The following is a 23,316-nucleotide window of genomic DNA, read 5'->3' on the forward strand; positions in this document are numbered from 1 at the left end:
GACGCCTGCCCGCTACCGCTCCTCGGTGCTCACCACGCGGGTGTGGTCGACCGGCGTCGACAGCACCATCGTGCTCGACGGGCGGCCGTAGACCGCCAACCGGTCGATCAGGTCCTCGAAGGCGACCATCGATTTGGCCGCGACTTTCAGGACGCTGCACATGTCACCGGTCACCCGGTGGACCTCGCGCACCTCCGGCCATTCGGCGACCTCGGGGTCACGCAGCACACAGCGCGGACCGTGGCAGCTCATGTGGATGAAGGCGGCGACCGTCCAGCCGGCGCTGCCGAGGTCGACGTGTGCGTGATAGCCGGTGATGACCCCTGTTTCCTCGAGCCTGCGCACCCGCTCGGTGACCGCGGGCGGCGACAGGTGCACCCGCCGCGACAACTCGCTGAACGACAGCCGTGCGTTGTCCTGCAATTCCCGCAGGATCTCCCAGTCCATGCTGTCCACCTGGTGATCCTCTCGTTCGTTAAGTGACCGGGAGGATATGCCGGGAAATCGACGGCAGGAACCCCGGAAGGCCGTCGAGACGGTATTCCGCCGATGGCCCTTCGCCGAGCAGCATCTTCACCATGGATTCCACGACCGGGATGACATACGAGAGGGTGCCCTACGACAGGTACGTCCATGCCGGCACCCTGCACCGTCTACAACAGACGGCGACCGACGATCCGGGCGAGATGTCGTTCCTCATGATCACCCAGATCATGGAACTCTACTTCAACCTCATCGACTTCGAGCTCCGCGAGGCGCAACGCGCGCTGCGGGGCGCCGAGGTCTGGGACTCGCTCGCCCCGCTCCGCCGGGCCGCGCTGCACCTGGAGGGGCTCAACGCGAGCTGGCAGGGACTGCGCTGGATGTCGCCCGCCGACTTCAACCGCTTCCGCGCCAACCTCGGCGACGCGTCCGGCATGCAGTCCGCGATGTACCGTCACCTGGAATTCCGCCTCGGGCTCAAGACGGCGTCGCTGACCCGGCCGCACCGCGTCAACCCCGAACAACACGACGCACTGCAGCGGACCCTGGCCGAGCCGAGCGTATGGGACGACGCGATCGCCGTACTCGCCCGCCACGGCTACGCCATCCCGGCAACGCTGCTCGAGCGCGACCACGCGGTCGAGCACGAACCGGATCCGGACGTCGAGGCAGCCTGGGCGGACGTGCTCGCCGACGCGGGTCCGGACAACCACCTGCACCTACTGGCCGAGGCGCTCACGGAGGTCGCCGAGCAGTTCGCCGAGTGGCGGTACCGCCATCTCAGCGCGGTTCGCCGGGCAATGGGGGCGAAGTCCGGAACCGGTGGGACCAACGGCATCGGCTGGTTGGAGCAGAGCATGAACCGGGTCGTCTTCCCGGAGCTCTGGTCGGCCCGCACCCACGTGTGAGGAACGAGCGATGACTGACTCGACGACAGCGGCACGCGCACACGAGCTCGACCGGACCGATCCGGGCTGGCGCGAGCTGTTCCTGGTCCCGCCCGCCGACGGCGGGCACCATGCCGAATCGGCCTACCTCGCGGGCAACTCGCTCGGCCTGCAACCGCGCGCCACCCGAGGGCAGCTGTGCGAGGATCTCGACGACTGGGCCAGGCTCGGCGTCGAAGGCCACCACGACGCGAAACGACCCTGGTACCCGTACCACGAGCTGCTCACCGAGCCGGCCGCGCGGCTGGTGGGAGCACTGCCCGCGGAAACGGTCGTCATGAACTCCCTGACGGTGAACCTCCATCTGCTGATGGTGTCGTTCTACCGGCCGCGCGGCGGTCGCGTGCGGATCCTGATCGAGGACTCGGCCTTTCCGTCCGACAGCTACGCCGTCCGCAGCCAGGCTCGGTTCCACGGGCTGGACCCCGACGAGGCCGTCGTGCGCCTGCGGTCCGACCGGGAAGTACTCGAGTACCTGCGGACCGACGGTGACACGGTCGCCCTCGTGCTACTCGGCGGCGTCAACTACCTGACCGGTGAGCTCATGGACATCCCGGCGGTCACCGCGGCGGGGAAGGCCGCGGGCGCCGTGGTCGGCTGGGACCTCGCGCACGCCGCGGGCAACGTGCCGCTGCAGCTGCACGAGTGGGGTCCCGATTTCGCGGCGTGGTGCTCGTACAAGTACCTCAACGCCGGACCCGGCGCGCTCGCGGGTGTGTTCGTCCACGAGCGCCATCTCGACGATCCGTCGCTACCCCGGCTCGAAGGGTGGTGGAGCACGGACGCCGCCACCCGCTTCGAGATGTCGCCCGTGTCGCGTCCGCCCGCCAGCGCGGACGCCTGGCAGGTGTCCAACCCGCCGATCTTCGCGATGGGCCCGGTCCGCACCTCGATCGAGCTCTTCGACCGGATCGGCATGCCGGCCCTGCGGGAACGCAGCCGGCGGCTCACCGGATACCTGGAACGACTCCTCGACGACGTCCTGCCGGACCGCCCGCTGGAGCTGCTCACACCGCGTGACCCGGACCGGCGCGGAGCCCAACTGTCCCTGCGCGTCACGTCCCGGTACGACGCGGGCGAGCTCGCGCGCCGGTTACGCCACGAGTACGGGGTCGTCACCGACGCCCGCGAACCCGACGTACTGCGGCTCACCCCGACCCCGCTGTACTCGACCTACCACGACTGCTGGCGCGCGGCCGGCGCACTCGCGCAGGAGGTGTCATGACCGACGACGTCGCCGTGGTCGGCGCCGGGCTCACCGGCTGCCTGCTGGCCTACTACCTGGCCCGCCGTGGGCACCGGGTCGCGCTCTACGAGCGCAGGCCCGACCCGCGCACCGCGGTCGCCGAGCGAGGACGTTCCATCAACCTCGCGATCTCCGAACGGGGACTCGACGCACTGCGGAGGGTCGGCCTGGAGCGCCGGGTCATGGCCGACGCGCTGCCGATGCGCGGGCGCATGGTCCACCCGGTCGCGGGCGAGGCCGTCCTCCAGCCCTACAGCGCCGACGGCGCACGGGCCATCAATTCGATCAGCCGCGGAGCTCTCAACAACACCCTCCTCGACGCGGCCGGATCCGAACCCAACGTGACCGTCCACTCCGAACATGCACTCACCGGGCTGGACACCCGCACGGGCGCGCTCACCTTCGCCACCCCGGACGGTGAGTACCACGCGAAGGCGCAGGTCGTGTTCGGTGCGGACGGCGCGGGTTCGGCCGTGCGCGGACACCTGCTCGCCCAGGAGGGCATCGACGAAACACTCGACTTCCTCGACTACGGGTACAAGGAACTCACCGTCCCACCCGTCAACGGCGAGTTCGCGCTCGACCCCGGCGCACTGCACATCTGGCCGCGCGGGAGCGCGATGATGATCGCGCTCCCGAACCCCGACCGCTCGTTCACCTGCACCCTGTTCTGGCCGACGGGCGGAACGGCGAGCTTCGCCTCGCTGAGCAGTCCGGCGGCGATCGAGCGGCACTTCCGCACCCACTACCCCGACCTGGTGCCACTGGCGCCGTCGCTCGTGGACGACTACCTCACCAACCCCGTCGGGTTGCTGGGAACGGTGCGGTGCGCGCCATGGCGGGCCGCCGGTTCGGTGTGCCTGATCGGCGACGCGGCCCACGCCATCGTCCCGTTCTACGGGCAGGGCGCCAACTGCGGCTTCGAGGACGTCGTGGTGCTGGACCGCTGTCTCGACGAGACCGATTCGTGGGAGCGGGCGCTGGAGCTGTTCGAGACCCGGCGCAAGGTCCACGCGGACACGATCGCCGACATGGCGCTGGACAATTTCGTGGAGATGCGCGACAAGGTCGCCTCGCCGGTGTTCCGTGCGACCAAGGCCGTCGAACACGCGCTGGAACGGCTGCTCCCGGGCCGCTACGTGTCGCGCTACGAGCTCGTGTCGTTCTCGACCGTGCCGTACGCCGATGTCCGGCGCCGGATCAACACCCAGCACCGTGCCGTGGGCGGCGTGGCGGCGCTGCTCGCGGGCGGCATCGCGGCTGCGGCCGCCCGACTGACGAGGAGGACCCGGCGATGACACTCACGGACACACCCACGGTACTGCGCAACGTCGTGGCCGGCGAGCCGGTCGACGGAGGTGGCTGGTTCGACAAGCGAAGTCCCGTCACGGGGCGCATCACAGCCATCGTCGCCGAGGCGGATCAGACCACTGTGGACGCCGCGGTGTCGGCGGCCCGTACCGCGTTGCACGGGTCGTGGGGGCGGACCGACGAGCGGGAACGCGCCGCGGTGCTGCGCCGGATCGCCGACGAGCTCGACCGCCGGTTCGACGACCTCGTCGCCGCCGAGCTCGCCGACACCGGAAAGCCACTCGACCAGGCCCGGACGCTCGACGTGCCGAGGGCCGCGGCCAACTTCCGCGCGTTCGCCGATCTCGTCACGAGCACCCCGACCCCGTCGTTCACCACCGCCACCGCGGGCGGCGGCCGAGCCCTGAACTATGCGGTCCGCAAACCCGCGGGCGTCGTGGCCATCATCGTGCCCTGGAACCTGCCGCTGCTTCTGCTGACGTGGAAGCTCGCTCCCGCGCTGGCCTGCGGCAACACCGTCGTGGTGAAACCGTCCGAGGAGACGCCGTCCTCCGCGACACTCCTGGGCGAGATCCTCGCCGCTGCGGGTCTGCCCGACGGCGTGTTCAACCTGGTGCACGGCTTCGGACCGGGATCGGCGGGCGAACGGCTGACCCGGCATCCCGGCGTCGAGGCCGTCACGTTCACCGGCGCCTCCGCCACGGGCCGGTCCATCGCCGCGGCGGCCGCCGACGGCGTCAAGACCCTGTCCTTCGAACTGGGCGGGAAGAACGCGGGCCTGGTGTTCGCGGACACGGACCTGGACGCGGCGGTGGAGGGCGCCGTCCGGTCGTCGTTCACCAACGGCGGCCAGGTGTGCCTGTGCACGGAGCGGCTCTACGTCGAGCGCTCGATCTTCGACGAGTTCACGGCGAAGCTCGCACGGCGCGCCGGGGAGCAGGTGTTCGGCAGGCCGACCGAGCCGGGCACGACCGCGATGCCACTGATCTCCGAGCAGCACCGCGGCAAGGTGCTGGGCCACTTCGAGCTGGCCCGGGCCGAAGGTGCCACGGTGCTCGCGGGCGGCGACGTGCCGAGTTTCGGCGACGAACGTGACGGCGGCTGGTACGTGCGGCCCACCGTACTGACAGGACTGACTGCCGACGCCCGCACCAACCGGGAGGAGATCTTCGGCCCGGTGTGCCACGTCGCGCCGTTCGACTCTGAGGACGAGGCGTTCGCGCTGGCCAACGACAGCGATTACGGGCTGGCCGCCACGGTGTGGACCCGCGACGTCGGCAGGGCGCACCGCGCGGGAGCGGCACTCGACGTCGGGCTGATGTGGGTCAACACCTGGTTCCTGCGCGATCTGCGTACGCCGTTCGGCGGCATGAAGGCGTCCGGGGTGGGCCGCGAGGGCGGTACCCATTCGCTGGACTTCTACAGCGAGTACACCAACGTGTGTGTGGAGGTTTCGTGACCGACGACGACCGGAACACCGGCATGACGACGACATCGGGCGGCGCGGAGATCGACCGGCTGGCGACGATCCTCGACGACGCCGCGACGAACGGCGCTGCGATCGAGCAGTTGTCCGAATTGGACGGCGCGCCGATCGCCGACGCCTACGCCGTACAGCAGGCGGTGGTGCAGCGCCGCTTGGGGCGCGGGGAACGGCTCACCGGTCTCAAGATGGGGCTGACGAGCGCGGCGAAGATGACGCAGATGGGTGTCGACGCACCGATCTGGGGACGGCTCACCGACGCGATGAGCATCACCGGCGACGGCACCGTGCCACTCACCGGCCGCATCCATCCACGGATGGAGCCCGAGGTCGCCTTCCGCATCGGCAGGGACGCCGTCCCGGGCGACGCGTTCGCCGATGTGGTGGACGCGGTCGCACCCGCTCTCGAGCTCATCGACTCCCGGTACGCTGGTTTCCGGTTCACGCTGCCGGACGTGATCGCGGACAACACGTCCGCGGCCGGGTACGCGATCGGCCGGTGGCGGCCGGTGCCCGCCGGGATCACCGGCCTCGGTGTGACACTGGAGGTCGACGGCGCGCCGGTACAGACCGGTACGACTGCGGCCATCCTCGGCGACCCGCGACGCGCCTTCGACGAGGCGGTCCGGCTCGCCGCCGACAGCGGCCTGCGACTCCGGGCCGGCTGGGTGCTGCTCGCCGGTGCCGCGACCGCGGCCGAACCGGTGCACGCCGGGACGCGAGTGCGCGCGGTGGTCGACACGCTCGGCGCCGTGTCCGTCGCCGTCGAGGCACACTCATGACGGGCGCACGGGTCGTCACGGGTAAGGCCACGCCGCGGGGGCGATTCCCGCACGTCAAGCTCGCGGGCGGGTTCGCGTTCGTGTCGGGGACGAGCAGTCGCCGGCCGGACAACACCATCGCCGGGGCGGAGGTCGACGCCCTCGGCACCACGACCCTCGACATCCGCGTGCAGACCCGCGCCGTCCTCGAGAACGTCGGGGATCTGCTCGGCGAGGTCGGGGCGAGCCTGCGCGACGTCGTCTCGGCCACGACCTATCTGGTCAACATGAACGATTTCGGCGGCTACAACGAGGTGTACGCCGAGTTCTTCGACGAATCCGGCCCCGCCCGCACCACGGTGGCGGTCCACCAACTCCCCCATCCGCACCTGCTCATCGAGCTGCAGGTGGTCGCGCTCCTGCCCGGCACGACAGAGGAAGGACCTGTGACATGAGTGAGACTCTCCCGTCCTCGATCACCGGCCCCGTGCACTTCCCGAACTGGCTCGCCGAGAACCAGTCGCTGCTCGAGCCGCCGGTCGGCAACAAACAGCTGTTCTCCGAGAGCTCCGACTTCATCGTGATGGTGGTCGGCGGTCCGAACCGCCGCACCGACTTCCACGTGGACCCCTACGAGGAGTTCTTCTATCAGATCAAGGGCGACATGCACGTCGACATCGTGACCGAGGACGGCCCGCGGACGGCGCACATCCGTGAGGGCGAGATGTGGCTGCTCCCGGCCTCGGTGCCGCACTCGCCCCAGCGGCCGGAGCCCGGCTCGATCGGACTGGTCTTCGAACGTGTCCGCGCCGAGGGCACGCTGGAGAAGTTCCAGTGGTACTGCGAAGAGTGCCACGCGGTGGTCCACGAGGTCGAGCTGCAGGTGCGCGACATCGTCTCCGACCTGCCGCCCGTGTTCGAGGCGTTCTACTCCGACGTCGAGGCCCGGACCTGTGACGGCTGCGGCGCGGTGCACCGGGGAAAGGCATGACCGGCGGCACGGACTCGCCCGTCGTCGACGTCCACACCCACGTCGTGCCGCACGGCTGGCCGGATCTGGCCGCGTCCTGCGGTGGCTCCGAGTGGCCGTGGCTGCGCGTCGACTCCGAACGGGACGCGATGATCATGGTGGGCGACACGCCGTTCCGGCCCGTCGGTGCGGCGTGCTGGGACCGCGACGTGCGGGCGGCCGACATGGCAGCCGACGGCGTCGACGTTCAGGTCGTCTCGCCCACGCCCGTGTTCTTCGGCTACGAACGGCCTGCGGCACAGGCCGCGGCCGTGGCACGGATCTTCAACGACCTCACGTTGAAGGTCACGGCCGACGACCCCCGCTTCGTGCCGTTCTGCCAGGTGCCGCTCCAGGACCCCGACGCGGCGTGCGCCGAACTGGACCGCAGCCTCGCTGCCGGGCATCGCGGGGTCGAGATCGGCAACCACATCGGCGACCGCGACCTCGACGACGAGGGCGTCGTGACGTTCCTCCAGCACTGCGCCCACGTCGGCGCGCCGGTGTTCGTCCACCCGTGGGACATGCCGGACGGGCCGCGGCTGGACCGGTGGATGGCCCGGTGGCTCACGGGCATGCCCGCGGAGACCCACCTGTCGGTCCTGGCGATGATCCTCGGCGGGGTCTTCGACCGCGTTCCCGACTCGCTCCGGATCTGCTTCGCCCACGGCGGCGGTAGTTTCCCGTTCTGGCTCGGCCGCTCCGACAACGCCTGGCATCGCAGGGGTGACCTGGTACGGGGCCGATCCCAGCATCCGCCGAGCCACTACACGAACCGCTTCTTCGTCGACACGGTCGTCTTCGAACCGGCGGCGCTGCGGCTACTCGTCGACACTCTCGGCGAGGACCGCGTGGTGGTGGGCAGCGACTACCCGTATCCGCTCGGCGAACGGCCCGCGGGCACGGTCGTGCGCGACAACCCGCTGCTCGACGACCGCGTGCGCGACAAGCTGCTGTCCGGCAACGCGTTCCGGTTCCTCGGCCGATGACCGGGCGGTCAGCCGCGCACCTGGTCGGGCAGCAGCCTCACCGCCTCGCGTGCGAGATACAGCCGCGTGAGGTCACCGGGCCTGCGCGGGTCACGGCCGGTCAACTGGGCGAGCTTGTTGAGCCGGTAGCGGACCGTGTTCTGGTGGCAGTGGAGCCTGCACCCCGCCTCCGCCGCCGACCCCTCCGCGTCGAACCACGCCTGGAGGGTGTCCAGCAGCACGGTCTGTTCGTCGGCGGGCAGCTCGAGCAGCTTGTCGAGCGTGTCCCGGGCGAGCCCGGTGCTCAGTTCCGGTGCCGCGGCGACGAGCGCGGCGACCCTGGCCTCGTCGAACCGCATGACGACGTTGGTGCCGGGCGTCGCCGCGTCGCGCGCCATGAGTGCCTCCGTGACCGCGTGCGGCGTCGCCACGATCGACTCGAACACGTCGCTCATGCCCGCGCGACCGGTCGTGATCGTGGCCAGGTAGCGGTTGAGGCGGTCGGCCCGGTACGTCTTGGTCAACGCGACCAGTCCGAGTTCGCTGTCGGCCTCCGAGCGCCACACCGACCGCACGCCGAGTGAACTGAGTGCGCGCTCGACGGACACGGCCGATCCGTCGCGCTCCATCGACCGTGGGTCGGAGGCCACGACGACGAACCGCCCGACCTTCGGCAACCGCAGCGCGTTTGCGACCTCGGCCGGTCCCTGCCCGGTGGTCGTGACGCCGCTGAAGAGCGCAGCGAGCGCCGCCTCCCGCAGTCGCGAATCGTGGAAGAGCCGCTCGGTCTCGACGTCTTGATACGCGGTGGTCAGGGCCTGCGCGGACAGGTCGAGCGAGTTCCACAGCACCGAGGCGGACCCGAGCAGTGCCTGGCTGGCCTCGGGGTCGGGACGGCAGCGCCGGACGAGTTGGTGCCACATGTGCCGGGTGCCGATCCGGTAGGCGTGCAGAACGGCGGCGAGCGGAACGCCGTGCTCGGCCCGTTGCCTGCCGGTGCGGCGTGACACGGTCGGCTGGTTCGCCTCGTTCTGGATCACGTTCTGCAGACCGACGATGACGTTGGGGCGGACCGCGTCGGCGAGTTGTCGCGTGGACATGTAGTCGACGTAGTAGGGCTCGTCGACACGGATCAGCCGGGCGATCTCCAGCGTGAGCGTGTCCAGGTCGTCGAGGAGCAGTTCACAGGCGGACACAACGCGCGCATCCGCGGTGGTGCTGTCGCTGGTCACGGGACCTCCTTGTCGCCGAGCACAAACATCCGGTTCGGACGTGAGTCCGGTCACTATGGCTGAACCGGGCGAGCTGGACAAACCTTGGTCCTCACGACATCCCGCACGCCTGAGGACCGGAGCTGCGATGAACCTGGCCGCGAACCTGGAGCGCACCGCGCGGTTCCATGCGCGCGGAGCAGCTCTGGCCCTCGGGTCCGAGGTCGTCAGTTACCGGGAACTCGACCGGCAGAGCAGATGCGTCGCCGGTTTCCTCACGGCGAAAGGGCTACAGGCGAGCGACCGCGTGGCCCTCATGCTGCCCAACGTGCCGGAGTTCGCCCCGCTGTACTACGGCATCCTGCGGACGGGTGCGATCGCGGTGCCGTTGAGCCCCGACCTCACCGACCGCGAGGTGGACTTCTACCTCACCGATTCCGGAGCCCGTGTGCTGTTCGCCTGGCAGCCGGACGCGGCGGGCGGCGCACCGCTCCCCCGCCGCGACGACGTGGAGACGGTCGGCGTGGCGCCGGGCGCACTCGATGCGTTGCTGGGTGGCCGTCCCCGGTTCGACGGTGTCGCGGCGCGCGAACCCGCCGACACGGCGGTGATCCTCTACACCTCGGGTGCGACGGATCGCCCGAAAGGAGTGACGCTCAGTCACGGCAACCTCGTGCACAACACCGACGTCGTGGCGCGGGAACTCGTGGAGCTCGGCCCCGACGACGTCGTGTTCGGGGCACTGCCACTGTTCCACTGCTTCGGCCAGACCACGGCGCTCAACGCCGCGGTACGCGCCGGCGCCTGTCTCGCCCTGCTCCCCCGGTTCGACGCGGGCGAGGCCCTCGAGACGGTGCAGCGCACCGGCGTCACGGTCATGCCCGCGACCCCCACCATGTACGTCGGCCTGCTGAACCACCCGGCGCGGGCCGACGTCGACGCGAGCACGCTGCGGTTGTGCACCTCGGGCGGATCCGCGCTGCCGGTGGAGGTGCTGCTCGAATTCGAGCGCACGTTCGGCTGTGCGGTCCTGGAAGGCTACGGGCTCACCGAGACGTCGCCGGTGGCGACGTTCAACCGCACCGACCGGCGGCGCGTCGGTTCCATCGGCACCCCGCTCCCCGATGTCGAACTGCGCATCGTCGACGACACGGGCCGCGCCGTGGCCGACGGCGAGCCCGGCGAGATCGTCGTCCGCGGCCACAACGTGATGACGGGCTACTGGAACCGTCCCGACGCCACCGCGGCGGCGATGCCCGACGGGTGGCTGCGCACCGGAGACATCGGACGCCGCGACGAGGACGGATTCTTCTACCTCGTCGACCGCAAACAGGAACTCATCGTCCGCGCGGGCCACACCGTGTACCCCCGCGAGATCGAGGAAGCACTGTACGAACACCCCGCCGTCCTCGAGGCGGCCGTCGTCGGAGTCCCGGACCCGAGGACGGGCCACGAGGTCGTCGCCCTGGTGACCCTGTGCCCGGGACGTTCCGTCGGAGGCGAGGAGCTCCGCACGTACGTCAAGGGCAGGGTCGCGGCCGCGGGCTGTCCGCGGCACGTCGACATCGTTTCCGAACTCCCCAAGTCCTCGACCGGGAAGATCCTCAAACGCGAGATCACGTTCGAGGTCGCGAGCCGAGATTGACAACCGGATCCGCCCCATTTCAAAGGAGAAATGACATGGCACCGACACGAGCGATTCGACCGGCCACGACCGTCGCCGCGGCGCTCTGCACGGGCGCGCTGCTGGCGACCAGCGCCTGCGGCGGCGGCAGTGGCTCCGACTCCGACACCATCGTCATCGGTTACTCGGGACCGTTGAGCGGTGGCGCGGCCGCGTACGGCAAGAACATCCAAAGCGGTCTGCAACTGGCGATCGGCGACCTCAACGACGCCGGCGTCACCGTCGACGGCCAGGAGTACCGGGTGCAACTGCAGTCGCTCGACGACCAGTACGCTCCCGACGCCGCCGCGACCAACGCCCAGCGACTGGCCGAACAGGACGACGCCGCCGTCGTCTTCATCCCGCACGCCGGAGGAATCCAGGCGGCGCAGGAACTCAACTCCAGCCGCACCGAGTTCCTGCTGGGTGCCTACAGTTCCGATCCGAAGATCGTCGAACAGGGCAACGAGCTGACGATGATGATCCCGCCGAGCTTCGAGAGCTACGCGAAACCGTTCGTCGACAAGCTCACCGAGGACGGCCAGACCAGGCTCGGCCTACTGGGCACGGCCAGCGAGTACGGCCAGGAGTGGACGAAGCTCGTGTCCGACGAGTGGAACAGCCGCGGTGGACAGGTCCTCACCGACAACAGCATCGACTACGCCACCGTCTCCGACTTCGCGGGTCCGGTGTCCCGGACCCTCGCCGAGAACCCCGACGTGATCTTCCTGGGCGGGCCGTCCCAGCCGACCGCGGTGATCATCGAGGAGGCGCGCAGGCAGGGCTACGAGGGTTCGTTCCTCATCATGGACCAGGCGAAGTTCGAGGAGATGGAGAAGTTCACCGATCCCGAGAACCTCAACGACTCCATCGGTGTCAAGCCCGTGCGCGACTACGACGACCCGGGAACCGACGACCTGATCGACAGCTACGCCGAGGAGGTCACCAAGGAACGACCGGTGACCAGCGAAGTGGCGCTGAACTACCAGGCGGCGGCCATCGTCGTCACCGCCATGCAGGTGGCGGGCACCATCGACGATCCCACCGCGATCCGCGAAGCCCTTCCCGACGCGCTCGGCCAGGTCGACGACCGTTTCCACGTCTCAGGGTTCCCGACGGAGATCACCGACGCGGGCCACCTGCGCAACGCCGACCTCGAGGCGGCCTACCGCACGCCGGAGGGCGAGTACGAGTACCTGTCCATCGACCAGCCCGACGAGTGATCGCCGCGACGGCACCCGTGGCCTGCCGACGACCCTCCAAGGACGGCACATGACCCTGTTCATCCAACAGCTGTTCGACGGCCTGGCACTCGGCGGTGTGTACTGCCTGGCCGCCATCGGGCTGACCCTGATATTCGGTGTCCTGCGGATCCCGAACCTCGCCCACGGCGCGCTGTACATGCTGGGCGCCTACGTCACCTACTTCTTCCTCGTGACGGTCGGCGTGCCCTACGTCGCCGCGATCGGCCTCGCCGCCGTGGTGCTCGCCCTCCTCGGCGTGCTGATGGAACGACTCGTGTTCCATCCGCTGCGCAACGCCCCGCACACCCACCACATGATCGCCGCGGTCGGCGCGATGTTCTTCTTCCAGGCCGTCGCGCAAGCCCTGTGGGGAGCCGATTTCCGGCGCATGGAGTCGCCGATCAGCGGGAGCGTCACGATTCTCGGTGCGCAGATCTCGTGGCAGCGGATCGTCATCGTCGGCACCGCGGTCGTCGTGCTGGGCCTGCTGACGTGGTTCGTCAAACGGTCGATCCACGGGCAGACCATCGAGGCGATCGAGCAGGACCGCACCGGTTCCTCGCTCGTGGGAATCAGTCCCAGCCGCGTCTCCATGCTCACCTTCGGTCTCGCCGCGGCGCTCGCCACGGTCGCGGCGGGACTCGTGGCACCCATCAACCTGCTGTCACCCACGATGGGCGACGCGCTCAGCCTCAAGGTGTTCGCGATCATCATCCTGGGCGGCCTCGGGTCGCTGCCAGGAGCGGTCGTGGGCGGGTTCGCCCTCGCCCTGGCCGAAGTGATGACGTCCACCTACGTCTCGGCCGCCGCCGGCGAGGGCATCGCGTTCGTCGTCATCGTGCTCGTACTGGCGATCCGGCCGACCGGACTCTTCGCAAGGGCGGTGCAACGATGACCACCACGTTCTCCCCGCAACGGATCGGCACCGTCCTCGTCGCGCTCGCATTGCTCGCGGCACCGCTGACACTCGGCGGCGAGGAGTACGTGCTGCGCGTGCTGACGGTCGGCGCGACCTATGCGATCGCCGTCTACGGCATGAACCTGATCCTCGGCCTCACCGGGCAGTTGTCCCTGGCACACGGCGGTTTCTTCGGCATCGGCGTGTACGTCGTCGGACTGTTGACCACCGACTACCACTGGGCGTTCTGGCCGTCGCTCGCGGTCGCGGTGGTCGCCACGGCCGTCGGCGGCTACGTGGCCGGCGTCGTGGCGCTGCGCACCCACGAGGAGTACTTCGCCATCTTCACGATGGCGATGGGCTTCATCATCTTCCTCGTGATCAGCCGCTGGGAATCGGTCACGCACGCGCACTCCGGTGTCAGCGGAGTGAAGTTCCCCGAGGGCTTCGGCGCCGTCGACTTCTCCGAGCCGATCGTGATGTACTACCTGGTCCTGGTGTTCCTGCTCGGCGCCGCGTACGTGACGTACGCCGTCCGCCGGTCGGGCATCGGCCGCACGCTCGTCGCGATCCGCACCTCGGAGGACCTGGCGCGCTCGATCGGCGTCAACGTCGGCCTGAACAAGCAGCTCGCCTTCGCCGCGTCGACCACGCTGGCCGGGCTGGGCGGAGGCCTGTTCGCCGCGGTCCAGGGGTTCGTCGGACCGAGCGCAGCCGGCATCGACCTCACCTTCGAGATGCTCATGTTCATCCTCGTCGGCGGCCTGGGCACGGTGCTGGGGCCGGTGGTCGGCACGTTCCTCGTGCTGTTCCTGTTCGAGTTCTTCCAGGACTTCGAGGCCTACCGATTCCTCGTCCTCGGACCGATCATCGTCGTGCTGGTGATCTTCGCCCCGCGCGGCATCGTCGGCTATCTCAACCAGTTCGTCGGCAGGGTGCGTTCCCGCCGGGCGAACGGTTCCCGGAACCCCGGCCGGCCGCACGACGACCGGAAGGCGGAGAGCACCACCGACGTGAAGGAGGCGTTGTGACGCTGCTCGAAGTGCGCGGTCTCGGCAAGCATTTCTCCGGACTGCACGCCGTCGACGACGTCGACCTCGACATCGCCGAGGGCAGGATCACGGCCATCATCGGCCCGAACGGCGCGGGCAAGTCCACCCTGTTCAACCTGCTCGCCGGTTTCTACCGGCCGACGTCGGGCACGGTGCGGTTCCACGACCGCGACATCACCGGAATGAGTCCGCACCGCACGGTGGCCCACGGCATCGCCCGCACGTTCCAGACCACGAAGCTGTTCGAGGACGCGACGGTTCTGGACAACGTGCTGTCGGGCCGGATCGTGCGCTCCCGGTCGACGGTGTTCGACGCCGTCCTCCGCACGCCACGGCACCGCAGGGAGGAGCGGCTCAACCTGGACAAGGCCATGGCCGCACTCGAATTCACGGGCATCGCCGGGTATCGCGACGAGATCGCCGCGAGCGTGCCGCAGGAGGTGCAGAAGCGCGTGTCCATCGCGTTGGCGTTGGCCACCGAACCGCAGCTGCTGCTCCTGGACGAACCCGCGGCGGGCCTCACCGAGGAGGAGACGGTCGGGTTCGCCCAGTTGATCCGGGACATCGTGGCCGACGGCATCACCGTCGGGCTGGTCGAGCACCGGATGTCGATGGTGATGAGCCTGGCCGACCACATCCTGGTGCTCGACCACGGCAAGGAGATCGCCTCCGGAACTCCGGACGCGATCCGGACCGATCCGCAGGTGATCGAGGCGTACCTCGGCGCCGACCACGCGGATCAGGAAGGTGCTGGCTGATGTTGACCGTGCGCGGGTTGTCCGCCGGATACGACGCCGTCGACGTGCTGCACGCGGTCGACATCACCGCCCGGGACGGTGAGCTCACCGTCGTGCTCGGGGCCAACGGGTCGGGGAAGACGACGATGTTCCGCGCCATCAGCGGGATCGTGCGGCCCAGTGCGGGCGACGTCGAGTTCGACGGCAGGCGGCTGCCCGGGTTGGCGGCCGACCGCATCGTCAAGGCCGGTGTGGCGCACTGCCCGGAGGGGCGGCACCTGTTCGCCAAGATGCCGGTGGAGAAGAACCTCCTGCTCGGCGGGTACGTCCGCAGACGCGACCAGCGTCGGGTGCGGCAGCTGCTCGAGCGCGTCTACGAACTGTTCCCCGTGCTGTACGACAAGCGGCGGAATCCGGCGGGCACGTTGTCCGGCGGCCAGCAGCAGATGGTCGCCATCGGCAGGGCGCTGATGTCGGATCCGAGTCTGCTGATTCTCGACGAACCGTCCATGGGGTTGGCTCCGCTGGTCACCGCGCAGGTGCTGGACGTGGTCGCGCAGATCAACCGCGACGGCATCGGCGTGCTGCTGGCCGAGCAGAACGCACAGGCCGCGCTGCGTATCGCGCACCACGGGTTCGTGCTCGCCGAGGGACGCGTCGTCCTGTCGGGCACGGCCGCCGACCTGCTCGACCACCCGGACGTGCGCGAGGCCTACCTCGGCCTGTAGCACCGCGGACCGGTGGTGCGGGCCGGGGCGGTTCCCGCGACGTCACGGCAGGTACAGGTCACGGGGGCCGGCGTCGACGGCCTCGATCCCACCGCCGGAGTGTTCGGCGAGCCACTCCTCGAACCGTGCCACGTCGGTGACGGCGACGGTGAAAGTGACGTCCGCGCCGTAGTCGGTGTCGCACAGCAGGTACGGCGAGTGACGCAGGTCGTGTTCGATCCGTCCGGCGCGGTCGTGCGGCACGGACAGCAACAGTTCGTGGTGGCGGACCCGGCGCAGCGTGCCGACGTGGTCCAACGTCTCGGCCAGCACACCGGAATAGGCACGGATCAGCCCGCCCGCGCCGAGTTTCGTGCCCCCGAACCACCGCGAGACGACGGCGACGACGTCGGTCAGGCCGCGGCGGGTCAGGACTTCCAGCATGGGTGCCCCGGCGGTGCCACCGGGTTCGCCGTCGTCGTTGCTGCGTGCGACGAGGTTGCCGGTGTCCGGGTCGCCGATCCGGAACGCCGTGCAATGGTGGGTCGCGTCCGGGCCCTCCTTGCGGACGCGAGCGATCACCGCCGTGGCCGCGTCGACGTCGTCGACCCGCGCCACGACACAGCGGAACCGGGATCGCTGTATGTCGACCTCGTGCTCCCCGTCCCGCGCTATGACACCCATCCCGGCGAGTGTAGGCGACCGCGGGCTGCCTCCCCGCCGGTCAGCGGCGTTCGTCGCGACGGCCGGGCGGAGCCGGTGCCTGCAGGCCGAAGTGGACACCGGCCATGCGCACCGCGAAGCACACGCCGACCGCCGCCAGCGCCGCCCACACGCCGTAGACGTCCGCCCGGATCGTCACGACCGTGACCGCGGCGCCGAGGAGGGCCGGGATGGCGTACAGGTCGCTCTGCAGCACGGACGGCACCCGGCGGACCAGCGTGTCACGGATGGTGCCGCCGCCCACCGCCGTGACCCCGCCCAGCAGGATCGCCGGGGTGACGTCGAGCCCGGCCTCGAGTGCCGTGCTGGCGCCGATGACGGCGAAGGTGCTCAGCCCGACGGCGTCGAGCACGTTGATGGGGGTTTCCAGCCGGTCCAGCCACTGGCTCAGCGCGAACGCCACCAGGCCGCCACCGCCCGCGAGTGCCAGGTACGGCCACTCCCGGAACGCCGTGGGCGGCACGGCGCCGATCAGCACGTCGCGCAGGATCCCGCCGCCGAGGGCCGTGATCATGCCGAGCGTGACGACGCCCACGATGTCCAGTCGGGCCGCCCGTACCGCCGTCAGTGCACCGTTGAGCGCGAACGCGAACGTGCCGGTGAGATCGAGCGCCAACAACAACGGTGGTGCGGTCGCCATGTCGGGGTTCCTTCGTCCGAGCGCTCGGGGCCGGCGCCCGCCGCCGGCTCCCGACGACCGTAGGCCATACGCCGCCGCCCGGCAGCCACGCCGCACCTCCGCGAGGCGGCCGTCGGGTGCGAGCGGTCAGCCGATGACACCGGGAACCGCGGGCGTCGGCCCGGCGTCGGAGTCGTGTCCAGCGCGTGTGCACGCCGATGTGCCGTCCCACCCGTCGCTGCCGGCGTCCCGCAGAATCACCGTGCGCCCGGTGCTGCACCGGCGTCCCGGATCGCCCGCGACCACCGGCGTCCGCCCCGGCCTCACGGGGACGTGGTGGCTGCACCTCACCCCGCACAGCCGCTCACGACGGCGGTCCGGCCTGCTCGTCCGCGGCCACGAACGCTGCGGATCGACCTCTGACGCACCCGAGCAGTGACCTCGTGTCCACCGCCCGCGCTCAGCGGCGCAGGGTCGCCGACGGGCTGACGCCGAACTCCCGGCGGTACGCCGCCGCGAACCGGCCCAGGTGCATGAAACCCCACCGGGTCGCACCGTCCGACACGGTCTCCACACGGTCGTGCAGCAGATCCTCGTGCACCCGCCGCAGCCGGATGCGGCGGAGCGCCTCGGTGGGCGTCTCGCCCCGATAACGCTGGAAGCTCTGCTGCACCCGCCGGATACCCACTCCGGCACAGCGCGCGATGTCGGCCGATCCCCACTCCCGCGCCGGGTCGGCCTCCATCGCATCGACCACCCGCGACACGATCCGCGGACACACGTCCCCGGTTTCCGGTTCCGCGGGGAAACAGGCGGTGACGAACGCCGCGGTGAGCGTGGCGCCCAGGCGTTCCCGCACCGCACGACGCGCCACCAGCTCCGGGGATCGCAGACTCTGCGCGCCGATCGAGGTGAGCAGCGCCAGCCAGGCCTGCGCGCCCTCGGTACGCAGGTCCAGTTGAGCCGGCATGTCCTGCGCGCCGAGCCCGACCAGCGCGGTGACCTCGTCGGCGAGGTAGTCGGCGTCGATCCGCATCCCGAGAATGGAGCAGTCGGCCGACCAGCGGCCCATCACGGTCTGCGTGTCGGGAGGACAGACCGTGGCCTGCCCTTCGAGCGACAGCACGGACCGGCCGCTGACCCGGGCGTCGAGGAGTCCGCTCCGCGGCACGTTCACGGCCCAGCCACCGGGGTGGTTCGAGCGCACCCTCACCTCGGCACCCCAGCCGATGCGGGTCAACCGCACGGGCCCCAGCTCGACCATGCGCAGTTCCGCGAAACCGGTGCCGTCGCGGAGCACGGTGAGCTCATGGGGGAAGTAGGCGTCGGCCACGTCCGCGGAGAAGTCCGGCAGTTCCTCCGCGGACGTCGCCACGCGACCAGCGTCCATGACACCTCCCACGACGTCGTGATCCACGCCACGATACATCGCACTTCGGGTAGCGGACAGCGACTGCGCCGAGCGGATCGTCGCAGCGCACGAACCCACCTACCGTCAGCGGCCCACGACACGACAACCACCGCACGAGGGCGTCACCCGCCCGAACCCGCCGCTGGAGGCCCGATGGACCCGAAGACGTTGAGGACGACCTTCGGCCGCTTCGCCACCGGCGTCACCGTGGTCACCTGCCGGTCCAGCGACGGCGAACCTCACGGGGCGACGGTCACGGCGTTCATGCCTGTCTCGCTCGACCCGCCGCTCATCACGGTGGCCCTGACCCGCACCTCGCGGGCCTGCACCTACCTCAACGGCGCCCCGTTCGCCGTCAACGTGCTCGCCGCCGATCAGATCGACGTCGCGATGAACTTCGCCGGCAGGCCCTCCGCCGACCCGATCCGCTGGGCACCCGGGCCGACCGCACCGGTACTGGCCGGCACCGCCGCGACGCTGTCCTGCAGGCCGCACCGCACCGACGACGGCGGCGACCACCTGCTGTTCCTGGGCGAGGTCGTCGCAGCGGAGACCGCGACCCGGTCTCCGCTGCTGTTCGCCGACAGCGCGTTCGTCGAGGTCGGCAGGCCCGCCGCCGACGCCGTCTGGGCCGGATCGTGCGACGACCCGCATTCGGGTTGGTTCGACGCCACCTCCGAGTTCACCCCCATATCCGCCCGTCCGGCAGCACCCGTCGCCGGCACCGGCCCGCACAACGGGCGCCCGTAACCATCACCTGCATCGCGAAGGAGAGATTCATGACCGACACCGCCGTCCCGCAGCCGTCCCTCACCGCCGACCCGCCCACGGTCAACCCGGCCGCGGACTCCGAGGCCAACAACCGCGCCAACTTCGCGGCCAGGCCCATGACCGGCGACGAGTACATCGAGAGCCTCCGCGACGGCCGGGAGATCTATCTCCACGGCGAACGGGTCGAGGACGTCACGACGCACCCGGCGTTCCGCAACCCGGTACGCATGACGGCCCGGCTCTACGACGCGCTGCACACCGGCCCGTACGTCGACGAACTGACCGCACCGACCGACACCGGCAACGGCGGCGTGACCATGCCGTTCTTCAAGACGCCGACCTCGGCCGCCGACCTGCTCAAGGAGCGGGACGCGATCGCCCGGTGGGCACGGCTGAGCTACGGCTGGATGGGCCGCTCCCCCGATTACAAGGCGAGTTTCCTCGGCACGCTCCACGCCAACCACGAGCTCTACGCGCCCTTCGAGGCCAACGCCGAACGGTGGTACCGCGAATCGCAGGAGAAGGTCCTCTACTGGAACCACGCGATCATCAACCCACCGGTCGACCGTGACCTGCCGCCGGACGAGGTCGGCGACGTGTACATGAAGGTGGAGGAGGAGACCGACGCCGGGCTGGTCGTCTCGGGCGCCAAGGTCGTCGCCACGGGCTCGGCCATCACCAACTACAACTTCATCGCCCACTACGGCTTGCCGATCAAGAAGAAGCAGTTCGCCCTGATCTGCACCGTGCCGATGGACGCTCCGGGCATCAAGTTGATCTGCCGCCCGTCGTACACCGAGCAGGCGGCCCGCAACGGCACCCCGTTCGACTATCCGCTCTCGAGCCGGATGGACGAGAACGACACGATCTTCGTGTTCGACCGGGTGCTCGTGCCGTGGGAGAACGTCTTCATGTACGGCGACGTCGACCGCATCAACGCGTTCTTCCCGCAGTCCGGATTCCTGCCCCGCTTCACCTTCCAGGGCGCCACGCGGCTCGCGGTCAAGCTCGACTTCATCGCCGGCCTGCTGCTCAAGGCACTCGACGCCACCGGCTCGGGCGGTTTCCGCGGCGTCCAGACCCGCGTGGGCGAGGTCATCGGCTGGCGCAACCTCTTCTGGTCGCTGAGCGAATCGATGGCCCGTGACCCCGAGCCTTGGGTCGGCGACGCCGTCATTCCGAAGCTCGAGTACGGCCTCACCTACCGCATGTTCATGATGCAGGGCTATCCGCGCGTCAAGGAGATCATCGAACAGGACGTCGCGTCGGGCCTGATCTACCTGCCGTCCGGGGCGGCCGACTTCAAGAGCGACGCGGTGCGGCCCTACCTGGACAAGTACGTCCGCGGGTCGAACGGCATCACCGCCGTCGACCGGGTCAAGGTGATGAAGGCGCTCTGGGACTCGATCGGCAGCGAGTTCGGCGGCAGGCACGAACTGTACGAGCGCAACTACTCGGGTAACCACGAGAACGTCAAGGCCGAGCTGCTGTTCGCCGCGCAGAATCGGGGCGGCGTGGCACAGATGCGCGGCCTGGCCGAGGAGTTCCTCGACGAGTACGACCTGGACGGCTGGACCGTGCCGGACCTGTTCTGACCCCGGGCGCCTCCCGGAAGGCGCCCGGGGTGCGGCCGGGAGGACGTATCGGGGCGCGGCGCCGGATCACCCATGGGACTCGCCCGTGGGTGATCCGGCGCGGCCCTCAGGGCGTCGGAACTGCCCGGTTGATCGCCTCCCACACGCGCCTCGGGGTGGCGGGCATGTCGATGTGGTCCACGCCGAACGGTTGCAGCGCGTCGATGACGGCGTTCACCACGGCGGGAGTCGCAGCGATCGACCCGGATTCGCCCGCGCCCTTGGCGCCGAGCGCGTTCGTCGGCGACGGCGTCACCGTGTGGTCGAGGGTGAAGTCGGGCAGTTCCGGAGCGCCGGGGACGAGGTAGTCGGCGAGCGAGGCGCTCATGAGGTTTCCGTCGTCGTCGTACACGGCTTCCTCGTACAACGCCTGACCGATCCCCTGCGCGATACCACCGTGCATCTGTCCGTCCACAATGGCCGGGTTGATCACGGTTCCGCAGTCGTCGACGGCGAAGTAATCGGGGATCGTGACCTTGCCCGTGTCGGTGTCGACCTCGACGACGCACACGTGCGTGCCGAACGGATAAGTGAAGTTCGGCGGGTCGAAGAACTGTTCCTCGGAGAGACCGGGCTCCATGCCCTCCGGCAGGTCCGCTGCCAGGTACGCGGCCCCGGCGACCTCCTGGATGGTCACCCTGCTTCCCGACACACCCGCGACCGAGAACGCCCCGTCGGAGAACTCCAGATCCTGCTCGGCGGCCTCGAGCATGTGGGCGGCCAGGGTGCGCGCCTTCGCGAGCACCTTCTCACATGCGAGATACACCGCCGTGCCACCGACGGCGGCGCTGCGCGAGCCGTAGGTGTCCAGCCCGTACGGCGCCGACTGCGTGTCGCCGTGCACGACCTCCACACTGTCCAGGGGAACGCCGAGGCCGTCGGCCACGATCTGCGCCCACGTGGTCTCGTGCCCCTGACCGTGCGGCGACGTGCCCGTCACCACCTGGACCGCGCCCGTGGACAACATGCGCACGCTCGCCATCTCCCAACCGGGAGCGCCGAGCCGCAGCGCCGCGGTCATCTTCGACGGCGACAGCCCGCCGTTCTCGGTGTAGCTGCACAGTCCGATCCCGAGCTGGACCCGGTCACCGGCTTCGCGCCTGCGCCGCTGCTCGGCACGCCACCGCTCGTAGCCCGCCAACTCGAGGGCCTTGTCGAGCGCCGCCTCGTAGTTCCCGGAGTCCATCTCCAAGCCCGCGGGCGTGGTGGCGCCGTTGTCGAACGGAGGGTGGTAGTTACGCCTCCGCACCTCGGCCGGGTCCATCCCGAGCGTGCGCGCGAGGGCGTCCATCGCCCGCTCGACGCCGTAGATCCCCTCGGTCCGCCCCGCGCCGCGGTAGGAATCCGTCGGGGTCTTGTTCGTGAACACGCCCGTGCACTCGATCGCGAACGAGCCGAACGAGTACACACCGGGGAAGATGAAGGCGCTGAGCAGCGGAATTCCCGGGGTGAGCAGCTGCAGGTAGGCGCCCATGTCGGCGAGGATGCGCACCCGCATGCCCAGCAACGTGCCGTCCTCCCGCGCGGCGAGCTCGACGTACTGCACCTGTCCGCGCCCGTGGGTCATCGTCTGACTGTCCTCGGAGCGCGCCGCGGCCCATGCGACCGGCACGGACAGCCGTCGCGCCAGAGCGACGGCGATGCACTCCTCGGGATAGACGTTGAGCTTGCCGCCGAAGCCGCCGCCGACGTCGGGGGCGACCACGCGCAGGTCCTGTTCCGGTACCGAACACACCCCTGCCAGCACGCTGCGGAGGATGTGCGGGATCTGCGTCGAGGACTGCAGCGTGAAGCCTCGTCCCGTGGGCTCCGGCGTGACCACGACCGCGCGGTCCTCGAGCGGTGTCGGTTGCAGGCGTTGCTGCACGTACCGCTCGGACACGGTGACGTCGGCGTCGGCGAACGCCTTGTCCACGTCCCCTGTCCCCAGTGACCAGGTGTAGCTCTCGTTGCTGCCGAACCCCTCGTGCACGATCGGCCCGCCCGCGAGACTCTCCTCCAGGTCGAGCGCCGGGTCGGCGGGCTCGTAGTCGATGTCGATGTGCTGCAGCGCGTCCTGCGCCGCCGCGGCGTCCGTCGCGGCGACCACGGCCACTGCCTCGCCCGCGAACCTCACCTGTTCCACGGCGACGGGCAGGTGGTCGGGAATCCTGATGTCCTCGGTCACCGGCCACGCGCACGGGATACCCGACCACTCACCCGCGAGGTCGCCGCCGGTGAACACACCGACCACGCCCGGGAGCTCCGCCGCTTCGGAGACGTCGAGCGACGCGATGCGGGCACGCGCGAACGGACTGCGGAGCACCGCGATGTGCACGGTGCCGGGCGGGGCGATGTTGCCCGTCCATCTCCCCTTCCCCGTCAGCAGCTGAGGATCCTCCTTGCGGGGGACCGCGGTCCCCACACTGGGTCGGAGCGTCTCGGTCATGGTTCACCCT

General features: G+C 70.0%; 22 protein-coding genes. 16 read left to right on the plus strand and 6 right to left on the minus strand.

The window, feature by feature from the left end; all coding sequences use genetic code 11:
* Positions 1–12 precede the first annotated feature (12 nt).
* Entirely contained in the window at positions 13–447 is a 435-nt protein-coding gene (locus LY13_RS16380; protein WP_253829412.1) for an Lrp/AsnC family transcriptional regulator, read from the minus strand.
* A gap of 131 nt (positions 448–578) precedes the next feature.
* Here LY13_RS16380 and LY13_RS16385 point away from each other — a divergent pair, with 131 nt between their 5' ends.
* From LY13_RS16385 to LY13_RS16420, 8 genes are read left to right on the plus strand one after another with little or no spacing between them, the layout of a single operon-like run.
* Positions 579–1,391 (plus strand): tryptophan 2,3-dioxygenase, encoded by an 813-nt coding sequence (locus LY13_RS16385; RefSeq protein WP_253829332.1) that lies wholly within the window; start codon positions 579–581, stop codon positions 1,389–1,391.
* Between the two features lie 10 nt (positions 1,392–1,401).
* Complete coding sequence (gene kynU, locus LY13_RS16390) at positions 1,402–2,655, plus strand: kynureninase (protein WP_253829333.1); 1,254 nt, start codon at positions 1,402–1,404, stop codon at positions 2,653–2,655.
* Positions 2,652–3,974 carry an FAD-dependent oxidoreductase gene (locus LY13_RS16395; RefSeq protein WP_253829334.1) on the plus strand — a complete coding sequence of 441 codons (1,323 nt, stop codon included), beginning with the start codon at positions 2,652–2,654 and terminating at the stop codon, positions 3,972–3,974. The genes kynU and LY13_RS16395 overlap by 4 nt, the downstream gene beginning before the upstream one ends.
* Positions 3,971–5,446, plus strand: coding sequence for a 2-hydroxymuconic semialdehyde dehydrogenase (locus LY13_RS16400; RefSeq protein WP_253829335.1), 1,476 nt, complete (start codon positions 3,971–3,973; stop codon positions 5,444–5,446). The genes LY13_RS16395 and LY13_RS16400 overlap by 4 nt, the downstream gene beginning before the upstream one ends.
* The gene (locus LY13_RS16405) at positions 5,443–6,252 is read left to right on the plus strand and encodes a 2-keto-4-pentenoate hydratase (RefSeq protein ID WP_253829336.1); all 810 of its coding nucleotides are present in this window, start codon (positions 5,443–5,445) and stop codon (positions 6,250–6,252) included. The genes LY13_RS16400 and LY13_RS16405 overlap by 4 nt, the downstream gene beginning before the upstream one ends.
* Entirely contained in the window at positions 6,249–6,686 is a 438-nt protein-coding gene (locus LY13_RS16410) for a RidA family protein (protein ID WP_253829337.1), read from the plus strand. The genes LY13_RS16405 and LY13_RS16410 overlap by 4 nt, the downstream gene beginning before the upstream one ends.
* Positions 6,683–7,222, plus strand: coding sequence for a 3-hydroxyanthranilate 3,4-dioxygenase (locus LY13_RS16415; RefSeq protein WP_253829338.1), 540 nt, complete (start codon positions 6,683–6,685; stop codon positions 7,220–7,222). Before LY13_RS16410 ends, LY13_RS16415 begins: the two co-directional genes overlap by 4 nt.
* A complete protein-coding gene (locus LY13_RS16420; RefSeq protein ID WP_253829339.1) occupies positions 7,219–8,229 on the plus strand; it encodes an amidohydrolase family protein in 1,011 nt (336 codons plus the stop codon). The genes LY13_RS16415 and LY13_RS16420 overlap by 4 nt, the downstream gene beginning before the upstream one ends.
* Before the next feature lie 8 nt (positions 8,230–8,237).
* On the opposite strand, the gene LY13_RS26010 is transcribed toward LY13_RS16420, so the two are convergent.
* Positions 8,238–9,440, minus strand: a complete 1,203-nt coding sequence (locus LY13_RS26010; protein ID WP_253829340.1) for a PucR family transcriptional regulator — start codon at positions 9,438–9,440, stop codon at positions 8,238–8,240.
* A gap of 127 nt (positions 9,441–9,567) precedes the next feature.
* On the opposite strand from LY13_RS26010, the gene LY13_RS16430 reads away from it, so the two are divergent.
* Genes LY13_RS16430 through LY13_RS16455 form a run of 6 tightly spaced genes read left to right on the plus strand, consistent with a single transcriptional unit; the run spans position 9,568 to position 15,741 of the window.
* Positions 9,568–11,064 (plus strand): long-chain-fatty-acid--CoA ligase, encoded by a 1,497-nt coding sequence (locus tag LY13_RS16430; RefSeq protein ID WP_253829341.1) that lies wholly within the window; start codon positions 9,568–9,570, stop codon positions 11,062–11,064.
* A gap of 35 nt (positions 11,065–11,099) precedes the next feature.
* Entirely contained in the window at positions 11,100–12,305 is a 1,206-nt protein-coding gene (locus LY13_RS16435) for an ABC transporter substrate-binding protein (RefSeq protein ID WP_253829342.1), read from the plus strand.
* A 49-nt stretch (positions 12,306–12,354) separates the two neighbouring features.
* Entirely contained in the window at positions 12,355–13,221 is an 867-nt protein-coding gene (locus tag LY13_RS16440) for a branched-chain amino acid ABC transporter permease (RefSeq protein ID WP_253829343.1), read from the plus strand.
* A complete protein-coding gene (locus tag LY13_RS16445; protein ID WP_253829344.1) occupies positions 13,218–14,255 on the plus strand; it encodes a branched-chain amino acid ABC transporter permease in 1,038 nt (345 codons plus the stop codon). Before LY13_RS16440 ends, LY13_RS16445 begins: the two co-directional genes overlap by 4 nt.
* Positions 14,252–15,034 (plus strand): ABC transporter ATP-binding protein, encoded by a 783-nt coding sequence (locus LY13_RS16450; protein ID WP_253829345.1) that lies wholly within the window; start codon positions 14,252–14,254, stop codon positions 15,032–15,034. Before LY13_RS16445 ends, LY13_RS16450 begins: the two co-directional genes overlap by 4 nt.
* Positions 15,034–15,741, plus strand: a complete 708-nt coding sequence (locus LY13_RS16455) for an ABC transporter ATP-binding protein (protein ID WP_253829346.1) — start codon at positions 15,034–15,036, stop codon at positions 15,739–15,741. Before LY13_RS16450 ends, LY13_RS16455 begins: the two co-directional genes overlap by 1 nt.
* 42 nt (positions 15,742–15,783) lie before the next feature.
* Here LY13_RS16455 and LY13_RS16460 read toward each other — a convergent pair whose 3' ends face one another.
* The 3 genes from LY13_RS16460 to LY13_RS16470 all read right to left on the minus strand — a co-directional run bounded on the left by LY13_RS16460 (position 15,784) and on the right by LY13_RS16470 (position 18,452).
* Positions 15,784–16,404, minus strand: coding sequence for an IMPACT family protein (locus tag LY13_RS16460; protein WP_253829347.1), 621 nt, complete (start codon positions 16,402–16,404; stop codon positions 15,784–15,786).
* A gap of 40 nt (positions 16,405–16,444) precedes the next feature.
* Entirely contained in the window at positions 16,445–17,083 is a 639-nt protein-coding gene (locus LY13_RS16465) for a trimeric intracellular cation channel family protein (RefSeq protein ID WP_253829348.1), read from the minus strand.
* A gap of 439 nt (positions 17,084–17,522) precedes the next feature.
* Positions 17,523–18,452 (minus strand): AraC family transcriptional regulator, encoded by a 930-nt coding sequence (locus LY13_RS16470; protein WP_253829349.1) that lies wholly within the window; start codon positions 18,450–18,452, stop codon positions 17,523–17,525.
* Between the two features lie 174 nt (positions 18,453–18,626).
* On the opposite strand from LY13_RS16470, the gene LY13_RS16475 reads away from it, so the two are divergent.
* Both LY13_RS16475 and LY13_RS16480 read left to right on the plus strand, forming a co-directional pair.
* Positions 18,627–19,223, plus strand: a complete 597-nt coding sequence (locus LY13_RS16475) for a flavin reductase family protein (protein ID WP_253829350.1) — start codon at positions 18,627–18,629, stop codon at positions 19,221–19,223.
* Between the two features lie 137 nt (positions 19,224–19,360).
* A complete protein-coding gene (locus LY13_RS16480; protein WP_253829413.1) occupies positions 19,361–20,839 on the plus strand; it encodes a 4-hydroxyphenylacetate 3-hydroxylase family protein in 1,479 nt (492 codons plus the stop codon).
* A gap of 106 nt (positions 20,840–20,945) precedes the next feature.
* On the opposite strand, the gene LY13_RS16485 is transcribed toward LY13_RS16480, so the two are convergent.
* A complete protein-coding gene (locus LY13_RS16485; RefSeq protein ID WP_253829351.1) occupies positions 20,946–23,306 on the minus strand; it encodes a xanthine dehydrogenase family protein molybdopterin-binding subunit in 2,361 nt (786 codons plus the stop codon).
* Between the last annotated feature and the right edge of the window lie 10 nt (positions 23,307–23,316).

The sequence above is a fragment of the Prauserella aidingensis genome (assembly GCF_024171865.1).
Taxonomy (GTDB): Bacteria; Actinomycetota; Actinomycetes; order Mycobacteriales; family Pseudonocardiaceae; genus Prauserella; species Prauserella aidingensis.